The sequence below is a fragment of the Nocardia coffeae genome, from assembly GCF_019890715.1.
Taxonomy (GTDB): domain Bacteria; phylum Actinomycetota; class Actinomycetes; order Mycobacteriales; family Mycobacteriaceae; genus Nocardia; species Nocardia jiangxiensis.
Map to the genome: position 1 here is coordinate 47,404 of NZ_JAINZY010000022.1, position 16,231 is coordinate 63,634.

Genomic DNA, 16,231 nt, shown 5'->3' on the forward strand with positions numbered 1-16,231 from the left:
TTAAGATGTCCCTTTCGTTTCGCCCCAGAATTTTTCGCGAAGAACACGTTTCAGGTTCTTGCCCATAGGATTAGTGGGGATTTCCTGAACGAGTTCAACAGCGCGGGGCCACTTGTACTTGGCAAGTTGGCCCTGGCAATACTCAATGACTGCGGCAGAGGTCAATGACGACCCTGTAATCGTCTGTACGAATGCGTATGGTTGCTCACCATGGTCAAGGTCGGGAATTCCGATTACTGCTACATTGACGACTTCGGGATGTGAGCCGATAACCGCCTCGATCTCGGCGGGGTAGATGTTCACTCCGCCCGCGATGATCATGTCGGTGATGCGGTCATAGATGAACAGATAGCCATCTTCGTTCACATGGCCTACATCCCCGGTGTGGTAGAAGCCCTCGGCGTCTAGCTGGTCCGGGCCGAGCGGTCCGCGGCCGATATAGCCGGAGATGACAACCGGTGTGCGAACAGTAATTTCGCCGGTAACACCCGCTGGAACCGGTTCGCCCATTTCGTTGACGATACGCAAATCGACGTGGCGGAACGGGAGGCCCGACGTCCCGGGGTAGCGGCGCAGATCCTCGGGGTTTGAGCCCGTCAGCATTCCACCTTCGGTGCAACCGTAGACCTCGTACAACACCTCACCGAAGAAATCGATGACCTGTTGTTTGAGTTCGGCATGGAACGGGGCGGCGCCGCTCTGAAGGAACCGCAGCGATGACACGTCGTACTTCTGTCGAGTCGCGAGATCGAGCTTGAGGATCCGCTGGAGCATCGTCGGCACCGCGATCCAATGTGTGATCTGGTGGGTTTCGATGAGCCGAAGAGCATTTTCGGCGTCGAATCTCCGTTGGAAGTAGACGGAACCGCCGGTGGACAATGCGATTCGCGTGTAGGAAGGACCGGCGCCATGATGCATCGGCAGGCTGATCAGCATCCTGTTACCGGGTCCGCCGCAGGCGAAGTCGAAGGCGACAGACGCTTGGTAGTCGCGTCGCACGTTCTCATCCGCCGGCTTGGCCCAGTTATTCAGCGGCGCGCCCTTGGGCGCCCCGGTCGTGCCTGAGGAATAGATCACCAACGGTGCAAAGTCCGCGGCCGGAATATGCTCATCGCTGCCCTGTTCGATGAGAGTCTGGTAATCCTCGGTGCCGTCAGCGGCGGTGTCGAGAGAGACGATTGCAGCTAGGTCGAGTTGCCTCCACGTCTCCACCAGAAGTGTCGGATCGGCGTCATCGACGATTGCGGCACGCACGTTGCAGTCACGCAGAATGTATAGGGATTCCGGCGGGGCGAGCCTGTAGTTCACCGCCACTATGACGGCCTCGAGCTTGGCAATGGCCAACGAGATCGTGAGCCATTCGATGCGGGTGTGCATGCGTACAGCAACCATGTCGGACCGGCCGACTCCCAGCCGCCGTAAAGACGAGGCCAAACGGTTGGCTTGATCGTTCCACTGCCGCCAAGTAAGGGTCGTCGCGCCTTCTGTCGCGCAGATCGAGTCCAGATCTGCCGGCGCGAAGGGCGCGGCAATACGGATGTGTGTGTTGGTCACGGGATTCTCCTCTCCATGGAATTCGTCAGTCAGGCGAGTCCGCCGCGAGCGCCGCCGCTGACGGGGATCACCTGTCCGGTGACATAATTCGACAAAGGAGAAGCAAGCCAGAAGATCGCGTCGGCCGCTTCTTGGATCGATCCAGTACGACCCAGTGCCGAGCCGACTACCTTGCGGGGCTTGTAGAGATCTCGACTCTCGTCAGGGTCGATGCCCATGCTCTGCAGCGTCTTGTCCGGAACACCCAGAGCCACCTCACGGCCCCCGACCGTGATGGAATGCTGGGCGGATTGCGGTGCGCCGAAACGTGTTTGGATGATCCCGAACGCCACCGCATTGACATTCACATTCGCGCTGCCCCATTCGAGTGCCAATGTCTTGGTGAAACCGATCAACCCAGCTTTGGCCGCGGCATAGTTGGCGGCGCCAGGATTGCCGAAGCTGGCGGCCAGCGAGGTGACCATGACGACCTTGCGGTGTCGGATGATGCCCTGCGAAACCTCGGATTTACCAGCGTCGCGAAAGTACGGGGCGGCGGCCCGACAGATACGGAAAGGGGCCAGAAGATGGATATCGAGCATCGCCTGGAACTGTTCGTCGGTCATCTTGTGAACCGGCGCATCCCAGAAGTAACCGGCACCATTGATGATGATGTCGATTCCGCCGTAGGCGTCCACGACATACTTGACCATCTTGTCCCCGGCGGTGGGATCGGTGAGATCTGCGGCGTAGGCCGTGGCGTCTCCGCCGAGATCGGCAGCGACTTCACCAGCTAGGTCAGCGTCCAGGTCGACCACGACGACCGAGGCGCCATTGGCGGCCAGCGTTTCACATGTGGCGCGGCCGATTCCGTTGGCACCGCCGGTGACAATCGCTGTCTGTCCCTTGAGGAGGTCGCTGGTGATGGTGGGGTTGATCAGCACGTCAACGCCCTTTCCACTGCGGGGCACGCTTTTCGGCGAAGGCCCGTAGGCCTTCCTGCGTGTCCTCCGACTCCATGACTGGCTTGGCATAGGTCATCTGTTCCACCCATGCCTGCTCGTCGGTCCACTCGTAGCTATGTTTGACGATCTGTTTGCTCGCTGTGACCGACAACGGCCCTGCGGCAACGATGTCCGCGGCCAGGGCCAGCGCCTCGGTGAGAGCAGCGCCAGGCTCGGCGAGGCGATTGACCAGGCCGAGACGGTGAAATTCGCTGGCCGGCAGTGGCTTACCGGTCAGTGCCAGCTCCATGGCGATGTTGAACGGGATCCGCTGGGGAAGCCGGAACAAGCCGCCACCGGCGGCGATGAGCGCGCGGGCTGATTCAGGCAAACCCATCCGGGTGGATTCGGTGGCCACGATCAGATCGCAGGCCAGACACAGCTCCAGGCCGCCCGCCAGCGCATCACCTTCGACAGCGGCGATCAGTGGCTTGCGGGGGGGCCGTTGCATGACGCCGAAACCGCCGCGCCTCTCGGACACTCCGAAGTCTCCGACAGCCGCAGCCTTGAGATCCTGACCTGCGCAGAACGTGGGGCCTGCACCGGTGAGGATCGCAACGCGCAGCGAATCGTCGGACTCGAATTCGTCGATGGCCGCCTCCATGGCTCGGGCGGTGGTGCTGTCGAACGAGTTGCGGCGCTCGGGCCGGTTGATTGTAATGACGAAAATGTGCTGACCATCGCCTCGGCGGTCGGTCAAAATGAGGTCAGCGGAGGATTGCGGCATTGGATCTCTCCCTGGATGGCGCCCCATGGTGAACCCGCGGTTGGCGCATCGACGGCGTTACAGGTGGTACGTGTTCAAGCTACATTCTTGTTGATCAACCAGCAAGAGTTTCCGTGCTACTTTTCCCGGGGTTGCTCTGATGACTCGAGGGGATGCGGATGGGCTGCGAGCGTTGTCGCTCACAGCCTCATGGGGGTGCGGCTACGACTGCATGGTTGTTCGCAGATAACTGCGCAGGATCGACTTCGTGAGGTCAGCGATCCTCCGCAGATCGATTGCGTCGGGGTCGGCGAGGCACTGGATGAGCACTCCGCGAAGGAGGCCTTCGATAAATGTGGCCAGATCGTCGGCACTGTCGTTCAGTACGATCTCGCCGTCCTCGCGGGCTTGGGCGATCCGGTTGGCCAGCATCTGCCGGAACACTGCGTTGTTCTCCGCTACCGCCTCCCGAAGTCCCGGGGATGAGGTCACGGATTCGATGATGATCACATACATTGCTCGAATGCTCGTAGAGGACGTCGGTTCCTCGGTCATCAGGTACTTGTCGATGAACAGGTCAAGGGCTTCCAGCCCACGGACGCTGCTACTGGCACTCTCGAGAGCGGCTTGGACGTTCGAACGGATGGCATCCACCACCGCGAGCATGCATTGCTCTTTCGAGCCGAAGTGGAAGGTGACCAAACCGCGGCTCAGGCCAGCTCGCTGGCCGATCTCCACTAAGGTAGTGCGACTGTAGCCCTTCTCTCCGAGCAGTTCGATCGCGGCAGAGATCAATCGTTCCCGGGACTCGGCAGTGCGGTCGGCTTGCTTGCGTCGGCGTGGTGCGGCCTGGGCCACAGTGTGGGAGACGGGTGTCCGATGTGCAGACATGGCGGCGATTATATGTGCGCAGTCTGCTGTACCTGGCTGCGGTGCTCTTGGCCGGCAAGCAAATGAAATCTGTCGCAGGTTGTCCCCACACTCATCCTTTCGCACACAGGAAGGCTCGGCTTACCATGTACGCCGATAAACTACTGGGCAAGAGTGCGTTGAGTGCGGCTGCAGTATCCAGGCGAATGCGAGGAGGCCCGTTCGGTTTCGAAAGGGCCTCCTCGTCGCAGAGACGAGTCGCGCGTACGCCCGCACACAACGCGTCGTCAGGCGAAGATGAGAACTGGCTTGATCGCGGCACCTTGCGCACTGTCTTGCGCCGCCTCTTCGATCCGCTCGAATGGATAGCGGGTCACCAGTCGGTCGACGGGGAAGGAGCCCGCACAGTACAGCTCCATCAGCTGCGGGATCAGCTCGTCCGGTTCACTGAGTCCCGTAGGATAGCCACGTACCGCGACTCCGCTGAACGCCAACTGCATGTGATTGAAGCTGACCTCCTGCTCCATCGGCCCGACTCCGAGAAGAGCGCATTCGCCACCACTTTCGAGACTTTCAACCGCGGCGCGGACGACTGAAGGAACACCCGTAGCCTCGATGGTGAAGGCCACCCCGCGCGGCACGATCGCACGCACCATTGCTGCCAGTGGCCGATCGTCAGCCGTGATCGTGTGCGTCGCACCGAGCTCCGACGCCAACTCCAGGCGTGATGCGGCGCGATCAACGGCGATGATCGTGCGGTATCCGGCAGCGCGCGCCGCCATGATCGCGGCAAGTCCGACGGTCCCTGCCCCAAAGACCGCGATGCTTGAGCCCAGCGAAGGCTGTGGCCCGTGCAGGACGGTGCCCGCACCGGTCAGCACCCCACAAGCGAACGCGGGGGCCAACGTGAGATCGAAGTCAGGATCGATCCGGGTCACATTCCTTTCGTGCGCAAGGCAATACGTCGCGAAGCTGGACTGGCCGAAGAATCGCCCGTAGATCGGTTCACCACCGCGTGACAGCCCGGTGCTGCCGTCCGGACGGCCACCGCTCAGGTTCAGGTTGCCTTGCAAGTCACACATATTGGTGTTGCCGCGGACGCAGGCCGGACACTGTCCACAAGTCAGGCGGCTGAGCACAACATGGTCGCCGACGCGCACCTTGGTCACATTGGCTCCGAGGGCGGTGACCACGCCCGCTCCCTCATGACCGAACACCATAGGCAGCGGCAACGGTAGATACTGTTCGCGTGCGCCGATGTCGGAGTGACAGATTCCAGTGGCCGCCAGCTGGATCACTATCTCCCCGGCTCGGGGTTCGTCGAGGTCCAGATCCTCGATCTCGAACGGTGCGCTTTTGGCGGCCGTGACCGCGGCACGGATCTTCATGCGTTTGCCTTTTTACTTCCTGATCGATGAGTACAGGTCAGAGCTGCCCGGTTGACGGGACAAACACGGACTGGATTTCGCAGTAGGCATCCAGGCCTTCGGGGCCAAGCTCGCGGCCCACACCCGAATGACCGAAGCCGCCGAAGGGAATGCCGGGGTCGAGGGCCAACGCGCCGTTGATGTATACCGACCCGACCCGCAGCTGCTTGCCAATCTCTTCCGCGGCCTTCAAATCGCTGGTCCATACTGAACTCGACAACCCGTACTCGGTGTCCTGTGCGATGGCGACCGCCTCTTCCACCGTGTCGTAGGGGATGACACACACCACCGGGCCGAAAATCTCCTCGCGGGCGGCGGCCATGTCATTGGTGACGTTTGCCAAGACCGTTGGTTCAACGAAGTACCCGGCGCGGTCAGGAATGCCCCCACCGGCCGCTACCGTCGCGCCAGCAGCCTTCGCCGCCGCAATGTGACCTAGCACCCGATCACGGTGCTGCTCGGTGATCATCGGGCCGACAACTGTTTTCGGATCATCCGGATCGCCGACCGGCAGACTGCGCGCTGTCGCGGCCAGAATCGCAACAATTTCGTCGTAACGCGAGCGCGAAGCCAGAATGCGGCGCTGCGCGATGCACGCCTCCCCGTTGTTGATGGCGATTCCGGTAGCTGCGAGCCCTGCGGCGATGAGTTCGGCCGGCGCGTCGTCGAGCACGATAGCCGCCGCGTTACCCCCCAATTCCAGTGCAGTCCTACGAAAATCGGCGGCACATGCTTCCGCGATGCGTTTTCCGACCGCGGTACTACCGGTGAAACCGACCATGTTCACATCCGGGTGCGAAACCAGCCGCTCACTGCCGGCAAGGTCGGCGGTCACCATGTTCAGAACACCAGGCGGAAACCCGGCTTCATGCGCGGCCTCGGCCACCAGATAGGCGTGCAGCGGTGTCTCGGGCGATGGCTTGAACACTACCGTGCATCCAGCAGCAAGGGCTGGAGCCAGCTTCGAAAGGGCGCCGAGGAGCGGGATGTTCCACGGCACGACAGCGGCCACCACTCCGACCGGACAGCGTCGTACCCGGACTTCGGCCTGAGCGAGGGCGCTGATCCGGGTCTGTTCGAACGTTTCGGTCCGCGCCCGCTCGCTGTAGTAGCGGACGAATGCGATTGCGCCGGTGACGTGCACCGGTTCGGTGAGCAGCGCCGGGAATCCGGCTTCTCGCGTGATGGTTTCGACGAGAACCGCACTGCGGGCGTCGAGGGCATCGGCGAATCGTTCGAGGACCTCGGCCCGCTCGGAGCCGGTAAGCCTCGACCATGGACCGTGGTCGAAGGCCCGCCTGGCCGCCGCGACCGCCCGATCCACGTCGGCAGGGCCAGCAGCGGGGACAGTGGCGATGACCCCGCCGTTAGCGGGATTGTTCACCGTGATGCGCAAGTCAGTCTGAGCCGGCTCAAAGGAGCCGTCGACGTAGACGGTGGCTTTGAGATCGATGGGCACGGTGTGTCTCCTCTGGTCGAGCTGTTACCCTCATCACGTTGCAATATATTTGTCGATTAGTCAACAAGTAAATGGAAGTGGCGCTCCGGTGACCATGGCCGGCAAATGGCGGACCCATCATCGCGATCTTGACCGCCATGCCGTCGCATGGTGGAGCGAACTGAAGGGGCAACACCTATGACGCCTTCGAACCATCGGCGGCATAGACGAGCGATGCCGCTTCGGCGGCCGTTCATTGCATACGAGCGAACCCGAGACCGTATACCGGAAACCGGTATACGGATCGGCTGTGTCACAGTGGAAGGATCCGGTGCAGCGGTGTTCGCCGAGCTGGTCGAGGCCGGCTCGACGAGCTCGGCGTTGCCAGTGAATGCGCGTCCGATTGCCTCGATTGCCGGTGCGGTCTGATCCGAGATCCTGCGTTCAGATCACCTTGCCGCGCAGACGGTTTTGCACTCCTGTGTGAGCTGACCGACGTCCTTGCAGGTCCGCAGATGCACTCGCTGAGGGTGGGGTCGCCGAACTGTCGGGTTGAAGAGGCCGAGCGATGCAGTCGTCAGAGGAGCCTGCTCGTATATCGGCCTGCTCGTCGGAACCAACCGGGATGGAGTGCAATTGTTCCAAACCATCCAGCGGTCCGTGTACGCACCGCCGACGAAGAGGCGTTGCTGGGCGAAATCCGTTGCGCTGGTGTGACATTCCCCGAGCCGCTACTGGCCGCCTATCGGCACCGGGCACCAAATGCGAACCTGGCCGATCTCCGCAGGCTGTTCCCTGCCGACGCCGTCTACCGACTACCCGTAAGCAAGCTCGCCGCTACACAAGCCACCGCAGGCGGACGTGTCCACACCTACCTGTTCGCCGCGGAACGATTCGGCCCGGAACTCGGCGCTTGCCGCGGTGCCGATCTCATTATGGTTTCCACACCCTCGGCCGGATCGCGCAGCCCCTCCGCAACTGCTCCGCGTCCGCGCCGAATTGGCCAGTGCGTGGGCATTTTTCGACGCGACGGGCGACCCCGGATGGTCGTGCTACGCCTCAGACGCCCCGAAAAAACCGCCAGTTCGGCGCCCGATCCGACCCTGGTCACCGAAAGGCCGACCGAACTTCGCCTTCGTAGTCGGCTACGTAAACGCATCGTGGACACTGAAGTCGGACCTGGTGTGCGAGTATGTGATTCGGCTCCTTCGTTACATGGACGCACAACATTGGACCTGCGTCACCCCGGTCCGTCACCAAGCGATCGGCCGCACGCCATATGTTCCCGACTTCGCCCCCGGCTACTTTGTGCGGGGTGGCCACCGGTTTCCGAGCCAGGGGGACCGCAAACCATGGCGACTGCAACCGGGCTATCTGCGCGACGTGCGGGCCTTCCGATACGGCAGGATCGATGATGGCGTCCTCCGATTCGCCGGCAGCAACGATGGCGAAAGTCGTCGCTGACCAGGGCCATCACGTGATGGCGTGGACGACGGCCACCGAACATCGGTCCGTACCCGTGAGTTCGGCTGTCGGCCGACCATCCCGCATGCAGATGATGCGGCGGCTGCAGATGTCGAGCAGGTCGTCGTGTCGTTGGAAGCGACGACTACGGCGCCATGACCGGCGAATCGGCGTAGCTCATCGAGCATCTGACGGCGGGCCCGTACGTCTACTCCAACGGCGGGCCCGTCGACCATGGGCAGGTTGACCCCGCCGAGCAGTCAGCGCGCCAGCAAGGGCCCGCTGGCCTCGCAACGCTACAGGCAGAGATGGAAGCGCTACGAGAAGCAGCGGACCGGCCACCACGTGCAGATCGACGTCGAGTTACCAGTTGTGCACCCGGGCCGAGCAGTGGCCGTGCGCCCGGCACTCGGTGTTGCCGGTGGGTTCGAACTCGATGTCGCGGAAGAGCGTGCGGTGCTGATCTGGCTGGGGAGGATCCGCTTGATGTGTTGTCTTGGCTGGTGGACGAGTCGATCCTGATTCGGAGCCCTCGCGGCAGCCAGTGCAGCGCGCGGCTGCTCGAGATTCTCCGGCCAGAGCCGCTCCCGGCAGCTGATGCTGATCCATGGGCCGGCCGGCTTCGGCAAGAGCACGCTGGCTGCGCAGTGGGCCGATGACCTCGCCTTTGAAGGTGTCCGAGTCGCGTGGCTGAGCGTGGATCACGACGACGTCAATGTCGTGTGGTTCATGTCCCATGTCATTGATGCGAATCGTGGCTTGCACCCCGACGTCGCTGCAGACCTGGCTCAAATCCTGGAGGAACGGTCCAGCGATGCCGCCCGCAACGTGCTGGGCATCCTGCTCGATGAGATCCACAACCGTGGCGAGCCGGTGGCTTTGGTGGTCGACGACTGGCATCTCGTGACCAGCCTGGCCACCGTTGCCGCGATGGAGTCCCTACTCGATCGCGACTGCCATCATCTGCAGTTGATCATCACCAGTCGCAGTCGGAAACATCTGCCGCTGGGGCGGATGCGGGTTCGCGATGAACTGGTCAAGATCGACGAGGCCGCTTTGCGGTTCGACGACGCCGAGACCGCTTCGTTCGTTGCGCATTGTCGATGACCGCCGAACTCAGCCACGACTCCGCAATCCGGCTCATGCTCGCCGAAGGCACCAGTGCGGCAATCGAACTGGCCAATGGCTGAGCCGAGCAACTGGTCGGCCAGATCGCCCGCCAGAACCGGCCGCGGGCACTGCTGCACGCCGAATTGCTACGGGGGCGCTGCCTGTCGGCGAGTGGGCAGACACCGCGGGCAGCCGAGCTTCTGGCCCCGGTGCTCCAGCGCTGCGCGGGGCTGAACTGGTACGGCCCGTCGTCGATTCGGGCCATCAGCTCCAGCCCATTATCGAAACTCTTTATGACGCAACAATATCCGTAGCTCTATCGGGGCCGTTCTTGCGGCAGATACTGGCAGAGTTCGAACAGGTGCCGACTTGCGGCCGTTGACTATCGCACGGTCTCGGATGCCGATTCGGACTGGGCAACTGCGGGTGTAGTCATCGAACCGTACGGTCTTGCCCGGGGCGCTTCCATCACCGCAGGAACAGCCGTTCGCACGGTAGTCGCCGGAGCCCGTCGAGGTCGTCGGTGAGCAGTTCGACTGTTTCGGAATGCTTACGTTTCCAGTCCCGTACGAAGTTTCGCGCCGCCGCGGCTGTCGCGCAGTAATCGAAGACCTGGCCCCCGAGACGTATTCGAAGGTGTACGTCATCTTCGGCCGGGGGCGGGGGTAGGCGATCCATGCGTAGCCGACCTGTGACAGCGAATGAGACCATCAGCGCGGAAGCATCGCCTTCACCATGGCGACCAGGCGAGATACTGTGATCTCGTTGTCCTCTCGGAGAGCGGCGACAATGTTGCGGAGGGTCTCGGGAGAGGGGCTGGCGCCGAGGAAATCCTTTGTGACGGGAGGCCCCCACTGGGCCAGCCCGTTGACCGACATCGGTGCCCATCCAGTGGGTACGGTGGTGTCGAACAGGTCTCCGTCGGCGAAGTGCTCGACCATCAGATGGTCCGGGTCGCGCCAGTAGTCGAATAGTTGGCTGCCCTGGACGTGCCGACCAATGCCCCAGGCTCGCTGGTAGCCCTCGTCTGCGAGAAATTGCCCGCCCGCTGCCATGGCGTCGAGGTCGCTGACCTGGTAGGCGGAATGCACATACCCCAGGGAGGGGCCGAGGACGAGGGCCAGGGTGTGGTGATCGGCCGGGGCGTTGCCGCGGTCGCATCGGACGAAGGCCATGAGGGGCCCGCGATCGCGTTGGCTGTCCAGGAACAGGAAGTCGCTGACGATCATGCCGAGGGTATCGAGATACCAGTCCAGCGTCTTGTTGAACCTGCGAGTCTGCAGCACGAGGTGTCCGAGCCGTTGCACGCGCGCCGGTTGCCGTGGTGGCCGCTGAGTGGCGTTGATGCGGACGGGGTTCGTCCCGAAGTTCAGTGCGAGTGGCTGTTGGTCGGGCAGGGGAGGTAGTTGCTCGACACCGTGCACCACACGTACCGGCATGCCGTTCGGGTCGGCCAAGGTGACCGCCGTACCGCCGCCGGGTTGACGCAGTAGGGATTGTGATGCGCCCGGCAGCCGGGTCAGCCGGGCGATGTCTCCGGCGTCGGCGGCATGGAAGGCCGGGCCGACGAAGCGGGATTTGCGGCTCTTGTGCACGACCATGCTGTGGGTTCCGGCGAAGGTACCACGCAAGTACAGCGATTGTGGGGTGCGTTCGACCGTCGTGAGCCCGAAGGCGTGGGCGAAGCGTTCGGTGCGGTCGAGGTCGGGTTTTTCGAATTCCAGCCACGCGAGGTCGGTGACCTTGATCAGGGGGTTCGGCGCGCGGCCCGGACGTTCACCCCGCAACGCACCGTCGTTGCTGTGCAGGTCTTCGTGTGCCGTCTTCGTCATCGCTGTCCCGGCCTGTCGTTTTCGTGACCCGGCCGAGTGGCATGCCCGCTGCGCACCGGCCGGAGTCTCTTCAGCTGTCCGGGCCTCATCATCGAACCGAGTGAGCTTGTTGTCAAGCGACAACTAAATTGTTGTCATTACCTCGGGTAACATGTTCGTGTGAATGAGATGGTTCAGCCCAAACCGGCCGGGCGCCCGAAGGCGGGGGAATCGCCCGTGGAGCGGGAAGAGATTCTGTCGGCGGCGTTGCGTGCGTTCGCGCGGTACGGCTATGCCGGTGTGTCGGTACGAACCCTACAGCGTGAGCTCGGGGTCAGTCACAACCTGATCAGGCAGCGTTTCGGATCGAAGGAGGGTCTCTGGAAGGCGGCGGTCGACTGGTCGTTCGGCAGCCTGGTTGCAGAGCTGGGTGCGTTGCTGGATCCGACCCTCGAGGATCCGCTTGACCAGTTGCATCATGTGATCAGAAGGTTCGTGGAGTTCAGTGCGGCTCATCCGGAATTGCTGGCATTGATGAACGTCGAAGGCGCCTCTGATACCGATCGCCTCGACTACATCTACGAGGCCTACGTCGCCAGGTTCTTTGAGCCGATTGGCCGGTTGACCGACCATCTCGTCTCGGTTGGCCGGATCCGGCCGATTCCGCTGCGGACGCTGCATTTCCTCATTGCCCACGGGGGTGCGGCACCATTCAGTCTCGCTCCGCTGGCTCGTCGTTTCGATCCGGTGGATCCGCTCTTGCAGTCCCAGGTTCGCCGGCATGCGCAATTGGTGGCCGACCTGATCATCGAGGGCCTGAGGGTGCGCTCGGCATAGAGCGCTCCAGCCGCCAACTCATTTGTTGACGACCGACAACATCTGTCATATTGTTGGCGCATGGTTGGAAACCAAGCGCCGGTCGTCATCGTTGGGGCCGGTCCGGTGGGCATGGTGCTCGCGCTCGAGTTGGCCCATCACGAGATCGACTCGGTCTTGGTCGAGGCGCACGCCGAGACGACCAAGTTCCCCAAAATGGACGAAACCAATCCGCGCAGCATGGAATTGCTAGCCCGGTTGGGTCTGACAGATGACCTTCGTGCAGCTGGCGTGCCGCCGGAATTCAGCTTCGATACCGTGTTCTGCTCCTCGTTGGAGGGTTTCGAGTACGCGCGGTGGTCCGAGCCTTCGGTGGCTCAGATGTGCGAACGGATCGATCGAGCCACCGATGGCACGCTGCCGGGGCAGCCCTGGCAGCGTATTTCGCAGGAGTACGCCGAGGACGTGCTGATGCGTCGTTGCCTGCAGAATCCGCGTGTCGATGTCCTGCGTCCGTGGCGGGTGACCGATGTCGCCGAGCATGATGACGAGGTCACCGTGACGGCTGTGCACGCCGAGACCGGAGAAGCGCGCACGCTGTCGGCTGGATATGTCGTAGGTTGCGACGGTGCCCGTTCGCGGGTGCGGACGTGTCTGGGTATCGAGCAGGACGGGATGGAGCGCATCCTGACACTTGCCCTGGTTCACTTCCGTTCACGGGACCGCGAGCGCCTGCAGGCCCACGGCCAGTTCTGGCATTTGTATTTCGCTTCGGGAGGAATCCTCATCGCCCAGGACGAGGAGGAGACCTGGACGTTGCACGGGCTGGTCCCACCCGACACCGAGCTCGGGAACATCGACCCGGTCGAATTCATTCATCGCGTGTGCGGTGCGCCGGTCGAAGTCGATGAGATTCTGGCCCAGTCGATCTGGCAGCCGAACGTGCTGCTGGCCGATCATTACCGTAAGGGCCGGATCTTCTTGGCCGGTGACGCATGCCACCAGGTGATACCGAACGGCGGCTATGGGATGAACACCGGCATCGGCGATGCGGTGGATCTGGGTTGGAAATTTGCTGCGGTTCTGCACGGATGGGGTGGTGATGCCCTGCTCGACAGCTATGAGGCCGAACGTCGCCCGGTTGCAGAACGCAACCGCGACTGGTCGTTCCGGCATGTTGGCGCGCAGCTGGAAATTCAGTCCGAGGTCGATCTGGAGTTGATCGGTGCCGACACCGAGGAAGGCGGTCGGCATCGTCACGAGATGGCGGCGTTCATTGCCGAACGTCGTGGCGAGGCGTGCAGTCCCGGAGTGGAATACGGCTACCGCTACGAGGGGTCGCCAGCGGTCGTCAGTGAGGCGGGCGAGGGGCCGGCCCTGGATCCGATGCGCTATGAGCCCACCACACGGCCGGGGGCGCGGGCTCCGCACGTCGTATTGCCGGACGGGCGCTCGATTCTGAGCCTGTACTCACGCGGATTCACGCTGGTCGATCACGGCGGCATCGGCGGTGAGAAGTTCGCCGCCGCCGCATGGGCCGCCGGCATTCCCTTCGAGCACGTCGTCATCGAGGCCTCCGCGGGAAGCGCGTCGGTCTACGAGCGTGCACTGGTCCTGGTTCGGCCCGACGGCCACGTCGCCTGGCGCGGCGAATCTGTCGACGACGACCCGGCCGCGATCCTGGCCACCGTTACCGGACATGTCATTGTTCCCGCCGCTGTACCTCAGGAAGAGGCAACTCGATGACCACCCCTGCATCTATCTCCTCGAACGTTCGTGATGCGCTGTCGATGCGCACGCTCGGCGAGGCATTTCTGGCAACGGTCGAAGCCCGCGGTGGCCAGCCCGCTTTGGCCACCGAGGACGGGACGCTCACCCTCACCTGGCGTGAATACGGCGAACAGGCACGACGCGCCGGGGCCGGGCTGGTCGGACTCGGTGTGCAACGGGGCGACACCGTAGGACTGCTGCTGAGCAACCGGCCGGAGTTTCACGTGACGGATGCCGGCGCCCTGCTTGTCGGGGCTACGACGTTCTCGATGTACAACACATATCCGCCCGAGCAGTTGGCGTACCTGCTGACCGATACCGGTGCCCGGGTCGTGGTGACCGAGCCTGCCCTGTTGCCGGGTTTGCTGGCGGCCCGCGAGCTCGAGGGCCCCGTTCTGGAAACGATCGTCGTGGTCGGCGAGCCGGTCGAGGCCACCATTGCATGGTCGGCGCTTATCGACGCCGATCCCGACGCGGTCGACCTCGATGCCCGGACGGCGGCGGTCGAGTCCGACGACATCGCGGTTATCAGCTACACATCGGGAACGACGGGCGCTCCCAAGGGTGTTCAGCTCACACACCGCAACATGCTGGCGGTGGCTGATTCGATCCTGCAGGTCATGGCCGTCGATCCTGACTACCACCTGCTGTCGTATCTGCCGATGGCTCATGTCGCCGAACGGTTTTGCAGCCATTACATGCCGATGTTCGTCGGCTACTCGATCATCAGCATCCCGGTGCTGGATCGGCTCGGTGCGGCCTTGCCGAAGTTCCGCCCGAACATCTTGTTCTCACCACCACGGTTGTGGGAGAAGCTGCGTGTAGCGGTCCAGACGAAGATCGCGGCCAACGACAATGCCGAAGTACGGGCCCAGCTCGCCCGCGCCCTCGAGGTAGGCGTTGAAGCACTCCGCGAGCGGCAGGCCGGACGCGAGTTGAGTGCATCGCTTGCGACAGAACTGCAGCAGAGCGAACCGCTGCGCTCGGCTATTCGTGCGGGTCTCGGCCTGGATGCGATCGCAGTGGCCGTCACTGGAGCGGCGCCGGTCCCCCCGCAGGTCATCGAGTTCTTCCACGGCCTCGGTATTCCACTGCAGGAGATCTACGGCCTGTCCGAAACCACCGGCCTGATCACCATGACCCGCGCCGATGAACTGAAGCCCGGGTCCGTCGGCCGGGCGCTGCCCGGCATGGAAATCCGGCTTGCCGACGACGGTGAGATTCTCTCGCGCGGGCCGCTGATAATGGCCGGCTATCGCAACCGGCCGGAAGCCACCGCGGAAATGATCGACTCGGAGGGCTGGCTGCGCACCGGGGATATCGGTCAGCTCGACCACGACGGCTATTTGCATGTCGTCGACCGCAAGAAAGAACTCATCATCAACGCCGCCGGAAAGAATATGTCTCCGGCTAATATCGAGGCCCGCATAAAGGAAAGCAGCCCGCTGATCGGGCAGGCGTGCGCCATCGGCGATGGCCGACCGTATAACGTTGCATTGGTCGTGCTCGACCCCGAAGCAGTGGTAGTGTTCGCGCGGGCAAACAGCCTGCCAGACGCGAAATTTGAGCAGTTGGCCACGGAGCCGGTCGTGCGTGCGGCCATACAATCGGCGATCGATGAGGCTAATGCGGGTCTGGCGCGGGTCGAACAGATCAAGCGTTTCACAATTCTTCCGGTCGAGTGGCGGACCGACAGTGACGAGTTGACTCCCACCTCGAAACTGAAACGTCGGCCGATCGCACGGAAATACGCTGCAGAAATCGAAGCACTTTACGCAGGCTGAAAATCACTTTCCGCACCCGGGCGTCCGGCCCGGTTGCATGCTCGCCAAGGAGATCCTCATGTACATCGCCGCCGTTGTTCTGGCGATCGTCGTCGCGTTGGCGTTCTCGGCGGCGGGGATTCCGAAGATCCTCGGTGCCGAACAAGCCAAGTCTACGGCCGATCATCTCCGCGTGCCGCACACCCGGTATCTGGTGGTCGGCGTGCTGGAAGCGCTCGGTGCCGCCGGGTTGCTGATCGGGATTGCGTGGGGGTGGCTCGGTGTGGCCGCGGGTGCGGGATTGGTTGCGCTCATGGTCGGTGCGGTCATCACTCATGCGCGTGCTGGAGATTCTTTCAAAGCGATGGTGCCCGCGCTGGCATTCGGAGCGCTCGCTGTGGCATCCATCGTGACGCGTGTGCTCAGCCTCTGAAATCAAATATTCGAACGCCTCCGCTTGTGGCGGTGGCACTCCGACCAGGAGGAATCAGATGAAACATGTCCTTGCCGCGGCTGCGA

At 62.9% G+C, this 16,231-nt stretch carries 12 protein-coding genes; 5 read left to right on the forward strand and 7 right to left on the reverse strand.

Annotation, left to right across the window (positions count from 1 at the left end):
• The 6 genes from K7711_RS43515 to K7711_RS43540 form a co-directional block, all read right to left on the reverse strand.
• A complete protein-coding gene (locus tag K7711_RS43515; protein ID WP_308015208.1) occupies positions 1–1,554 on the reverse strand; it encodes a class I adenylate-forming enzyme family protein in 1,554 nt (517 codons plus the stop codon).
• Between the two features lie 29 nt (positions 1,555–1,583).
• On the reverse strand, positions 1,584–2,477 hold the full coding sequence (locus tag K7711_RS43520) for an SDR family NAD(P)-dependent oxidoreductase (RefSeq protein ID WP_222978368.1): 894 nt from the start codon (positions 2,475–2,477) through the stop codon (positions 1,584–1,586).
• A 1-nt stretch (position 2,478) separates the two neighbouring features.
• Positions 2,479–3,264 (reverse strand): crotonase/enoyl-CoA hydratase family protein, encoded by a 786-nt coding sequence (locus K7711_RS43525; RefSeq protein ID WP_222978369.1) that lies wholly within the window; start codon positions 3,262–3,264, stop codon positions 2,479–2,481.
• Positions 3,265–3,465: 201 nt separating this feature from the next.
• Entirely contained in the window at positions 3,466–4,134 is a 669-nt protein-coding gene (locus K7711_RS43530) for a TetR/AcrR family transcriptional regulator (RefSeq protein WP_222978370.1), read from the reverse strand.
• A gap of 266 nt (positions 4,135–4,400) precedes the next feature.
• The gene (locus tag K7711_RS43535) at positions 4,401–5,501 is read right to left on the reverse strand and encodes an NAD(P)-dependent alcohol dehydrogenase (RefSeq protein WP_222978371.1); all 1,101 of its coding nucleotides are present in this window, start codon (positions 5,499–5,501) and stop codon (positions 4,401–4,403) included.
• A gap of 37 nt (positions 5,502–5,538) precedes the next feature.
• Complete coding sequence (locus K7711_RS43540; RefSeq protein WP_308015209.1) at positions 5,539–6,999, reverse strand: aldehyde dehydrogenase family protein; 1,461 nt, start codon at positions 6,997–6,999, stop codon at positions 5,539–5,541.
• 2,037 nt (positions 7,000–9,036) lie between these two features.
• On the opposite strand from K7711_RS43540, the gene K7711_RS43545 reads away from it, so the two are divergent.
• A complete protein-coding gene (locus K7711_RS43545) occupies positions 9,037–9,549 on the forward strand; it encodes an AAA family ATPase (RefSeq protein ID WP_372460258.1) in 513 nt (170 codons plus the stop codon).
• Positions 9,550–10,262: 713 nt separating this feature from the next.
• Here K7711_RS43545 and K7711_RS43550 read toward each other — a convergent pair.
• Positions 10,263–11,384: a VOC family protein gene (locus K7711_RS43550; RefSeq protein ID WP_222978373.1), complete on the reverse strand. Its 1,122-nt coding sequence runs from the start codon at positions 11,382–11,384 to the stop codon at positions 10,263–10,265.
• Positions 11,385–11,552: 168 nt separating this feature from the next.
• Between K7711_RS43550 and K7711_RS43555 the strand changes: the two genes are divergently transcribed.
• From K7711_RS43555 to K7711_RS43570, 4 genes are read left to right on the forward strand one after another with little or no spacing between them, the layout of a single operon-like run.
• A complete protein-coding gene (locus K7711_RS43555) occupies positions 11,553–12,200 on the forward strand; it encodes a TetR/AcrR family transcriptional regulator (protein WP_235748730.1) in 648 nt (215 codons plus the stop codon).
• Positions 12,201–12,260: 60 nt separating this feature from the next.
• Positions 12,261–13,925, forward strand: coding sequence for an FAD-dependent monooxygenase (locus tag K7711_RS43560; RefSeq protein ID WP_222978383.1), 1,665 nt, complete (start codon positions 12,261–12,263; stop codon positions 13,923–13,925).
• A complete protein-coding gene (locus K7711_RS43565; RefSeq protein WP_222978384.1) occupies positions 13,922–15,733 on the forward strand; it encodes an AMP-dependent synthetase/ligase in 1,812 nt (603 codons plus the stop codon). Before K7711_RS43560 ends, K7711_RS43565 begins: the two co-directional genes overlap by 4 nt.
• A 58-nt stretch (positions 15,734–15,791) precedes the next feature.
• Positions 15,792–16,145, forward strand: coding sequence for a DoxX family protein (locus tag K7711_RS43570; protein WP_222978385.1), 354 nt, complete (start codon positions 15,792–15,794; stop codon positions 16,143–16,145).
• The last annotated feature ends 86 nt before the right edge of the window (positions 16,146–16,231 follow it).

What these genes read in the sequence shown, in the direction of transcription:
- K7711_RS43570 (WP_222978385.1), top strand. Translation starts at nt 15,792, where the DNA reads ATGTACATCGCCGCCGTTGTTCTGGCGATCGTCGTCGCGTTGGCGTTC.
- K7711_RS43525 (WP_222978369.1), bottom strand. Translation starts at nt 3,264, where the DNA reads ATGCCGCAATCCTCCGCTGACCTCATTTTGACCGACCGCCGAGGCGAT.
- K7711_RS43565 (WP_222978384.1), top strand. Translation starts at nt 13,922, where the DNA reads ATGACCACCCCTGCATCTATCTCCTCGAACGTTCGTGATGCGCTGTCG.
- K7711_RS43535 (WP_222978371.1), bottom strand. Translation starts at nt 5,501, where the DNA reads ATGAAGATCCGTGCCGCGGTCACGGCCGCCAAAAGCGCACCGTTCGAG.
- K7711_RS43550 (WP_222978373.1), bottom strand. Translation starts at nt 11,384, where the DNA reads ATGACGAAGACGGCACACGAAGACCTGCACAGCAACGACGGTGCGTTG.
- K7711_RS43530 (WP_222978370.1), bottom strand. Translation starts at nt 4,134, where the DNA reads ATGTCTGCACATCGGACACCCGTCTCCCACACTGTGGCCCAGGCCGCA.
- K7711_RS43560 (WP_222978383.1), top strand. Translation starts at nt 12,261, where the DNA reads ATGGTTGGAAACCAAGCGCCGGTCGTCATCGTTGGGGCCGGTCCGGTG.
- K7711_RS43555 (WP_235748730.1), top strand. Translation starts at nt 11,553, where the DNA reads ATGGTTCAGCCCAAACCGGCCGGGCGCCCGAAGGCGGGGGAATCGCCC.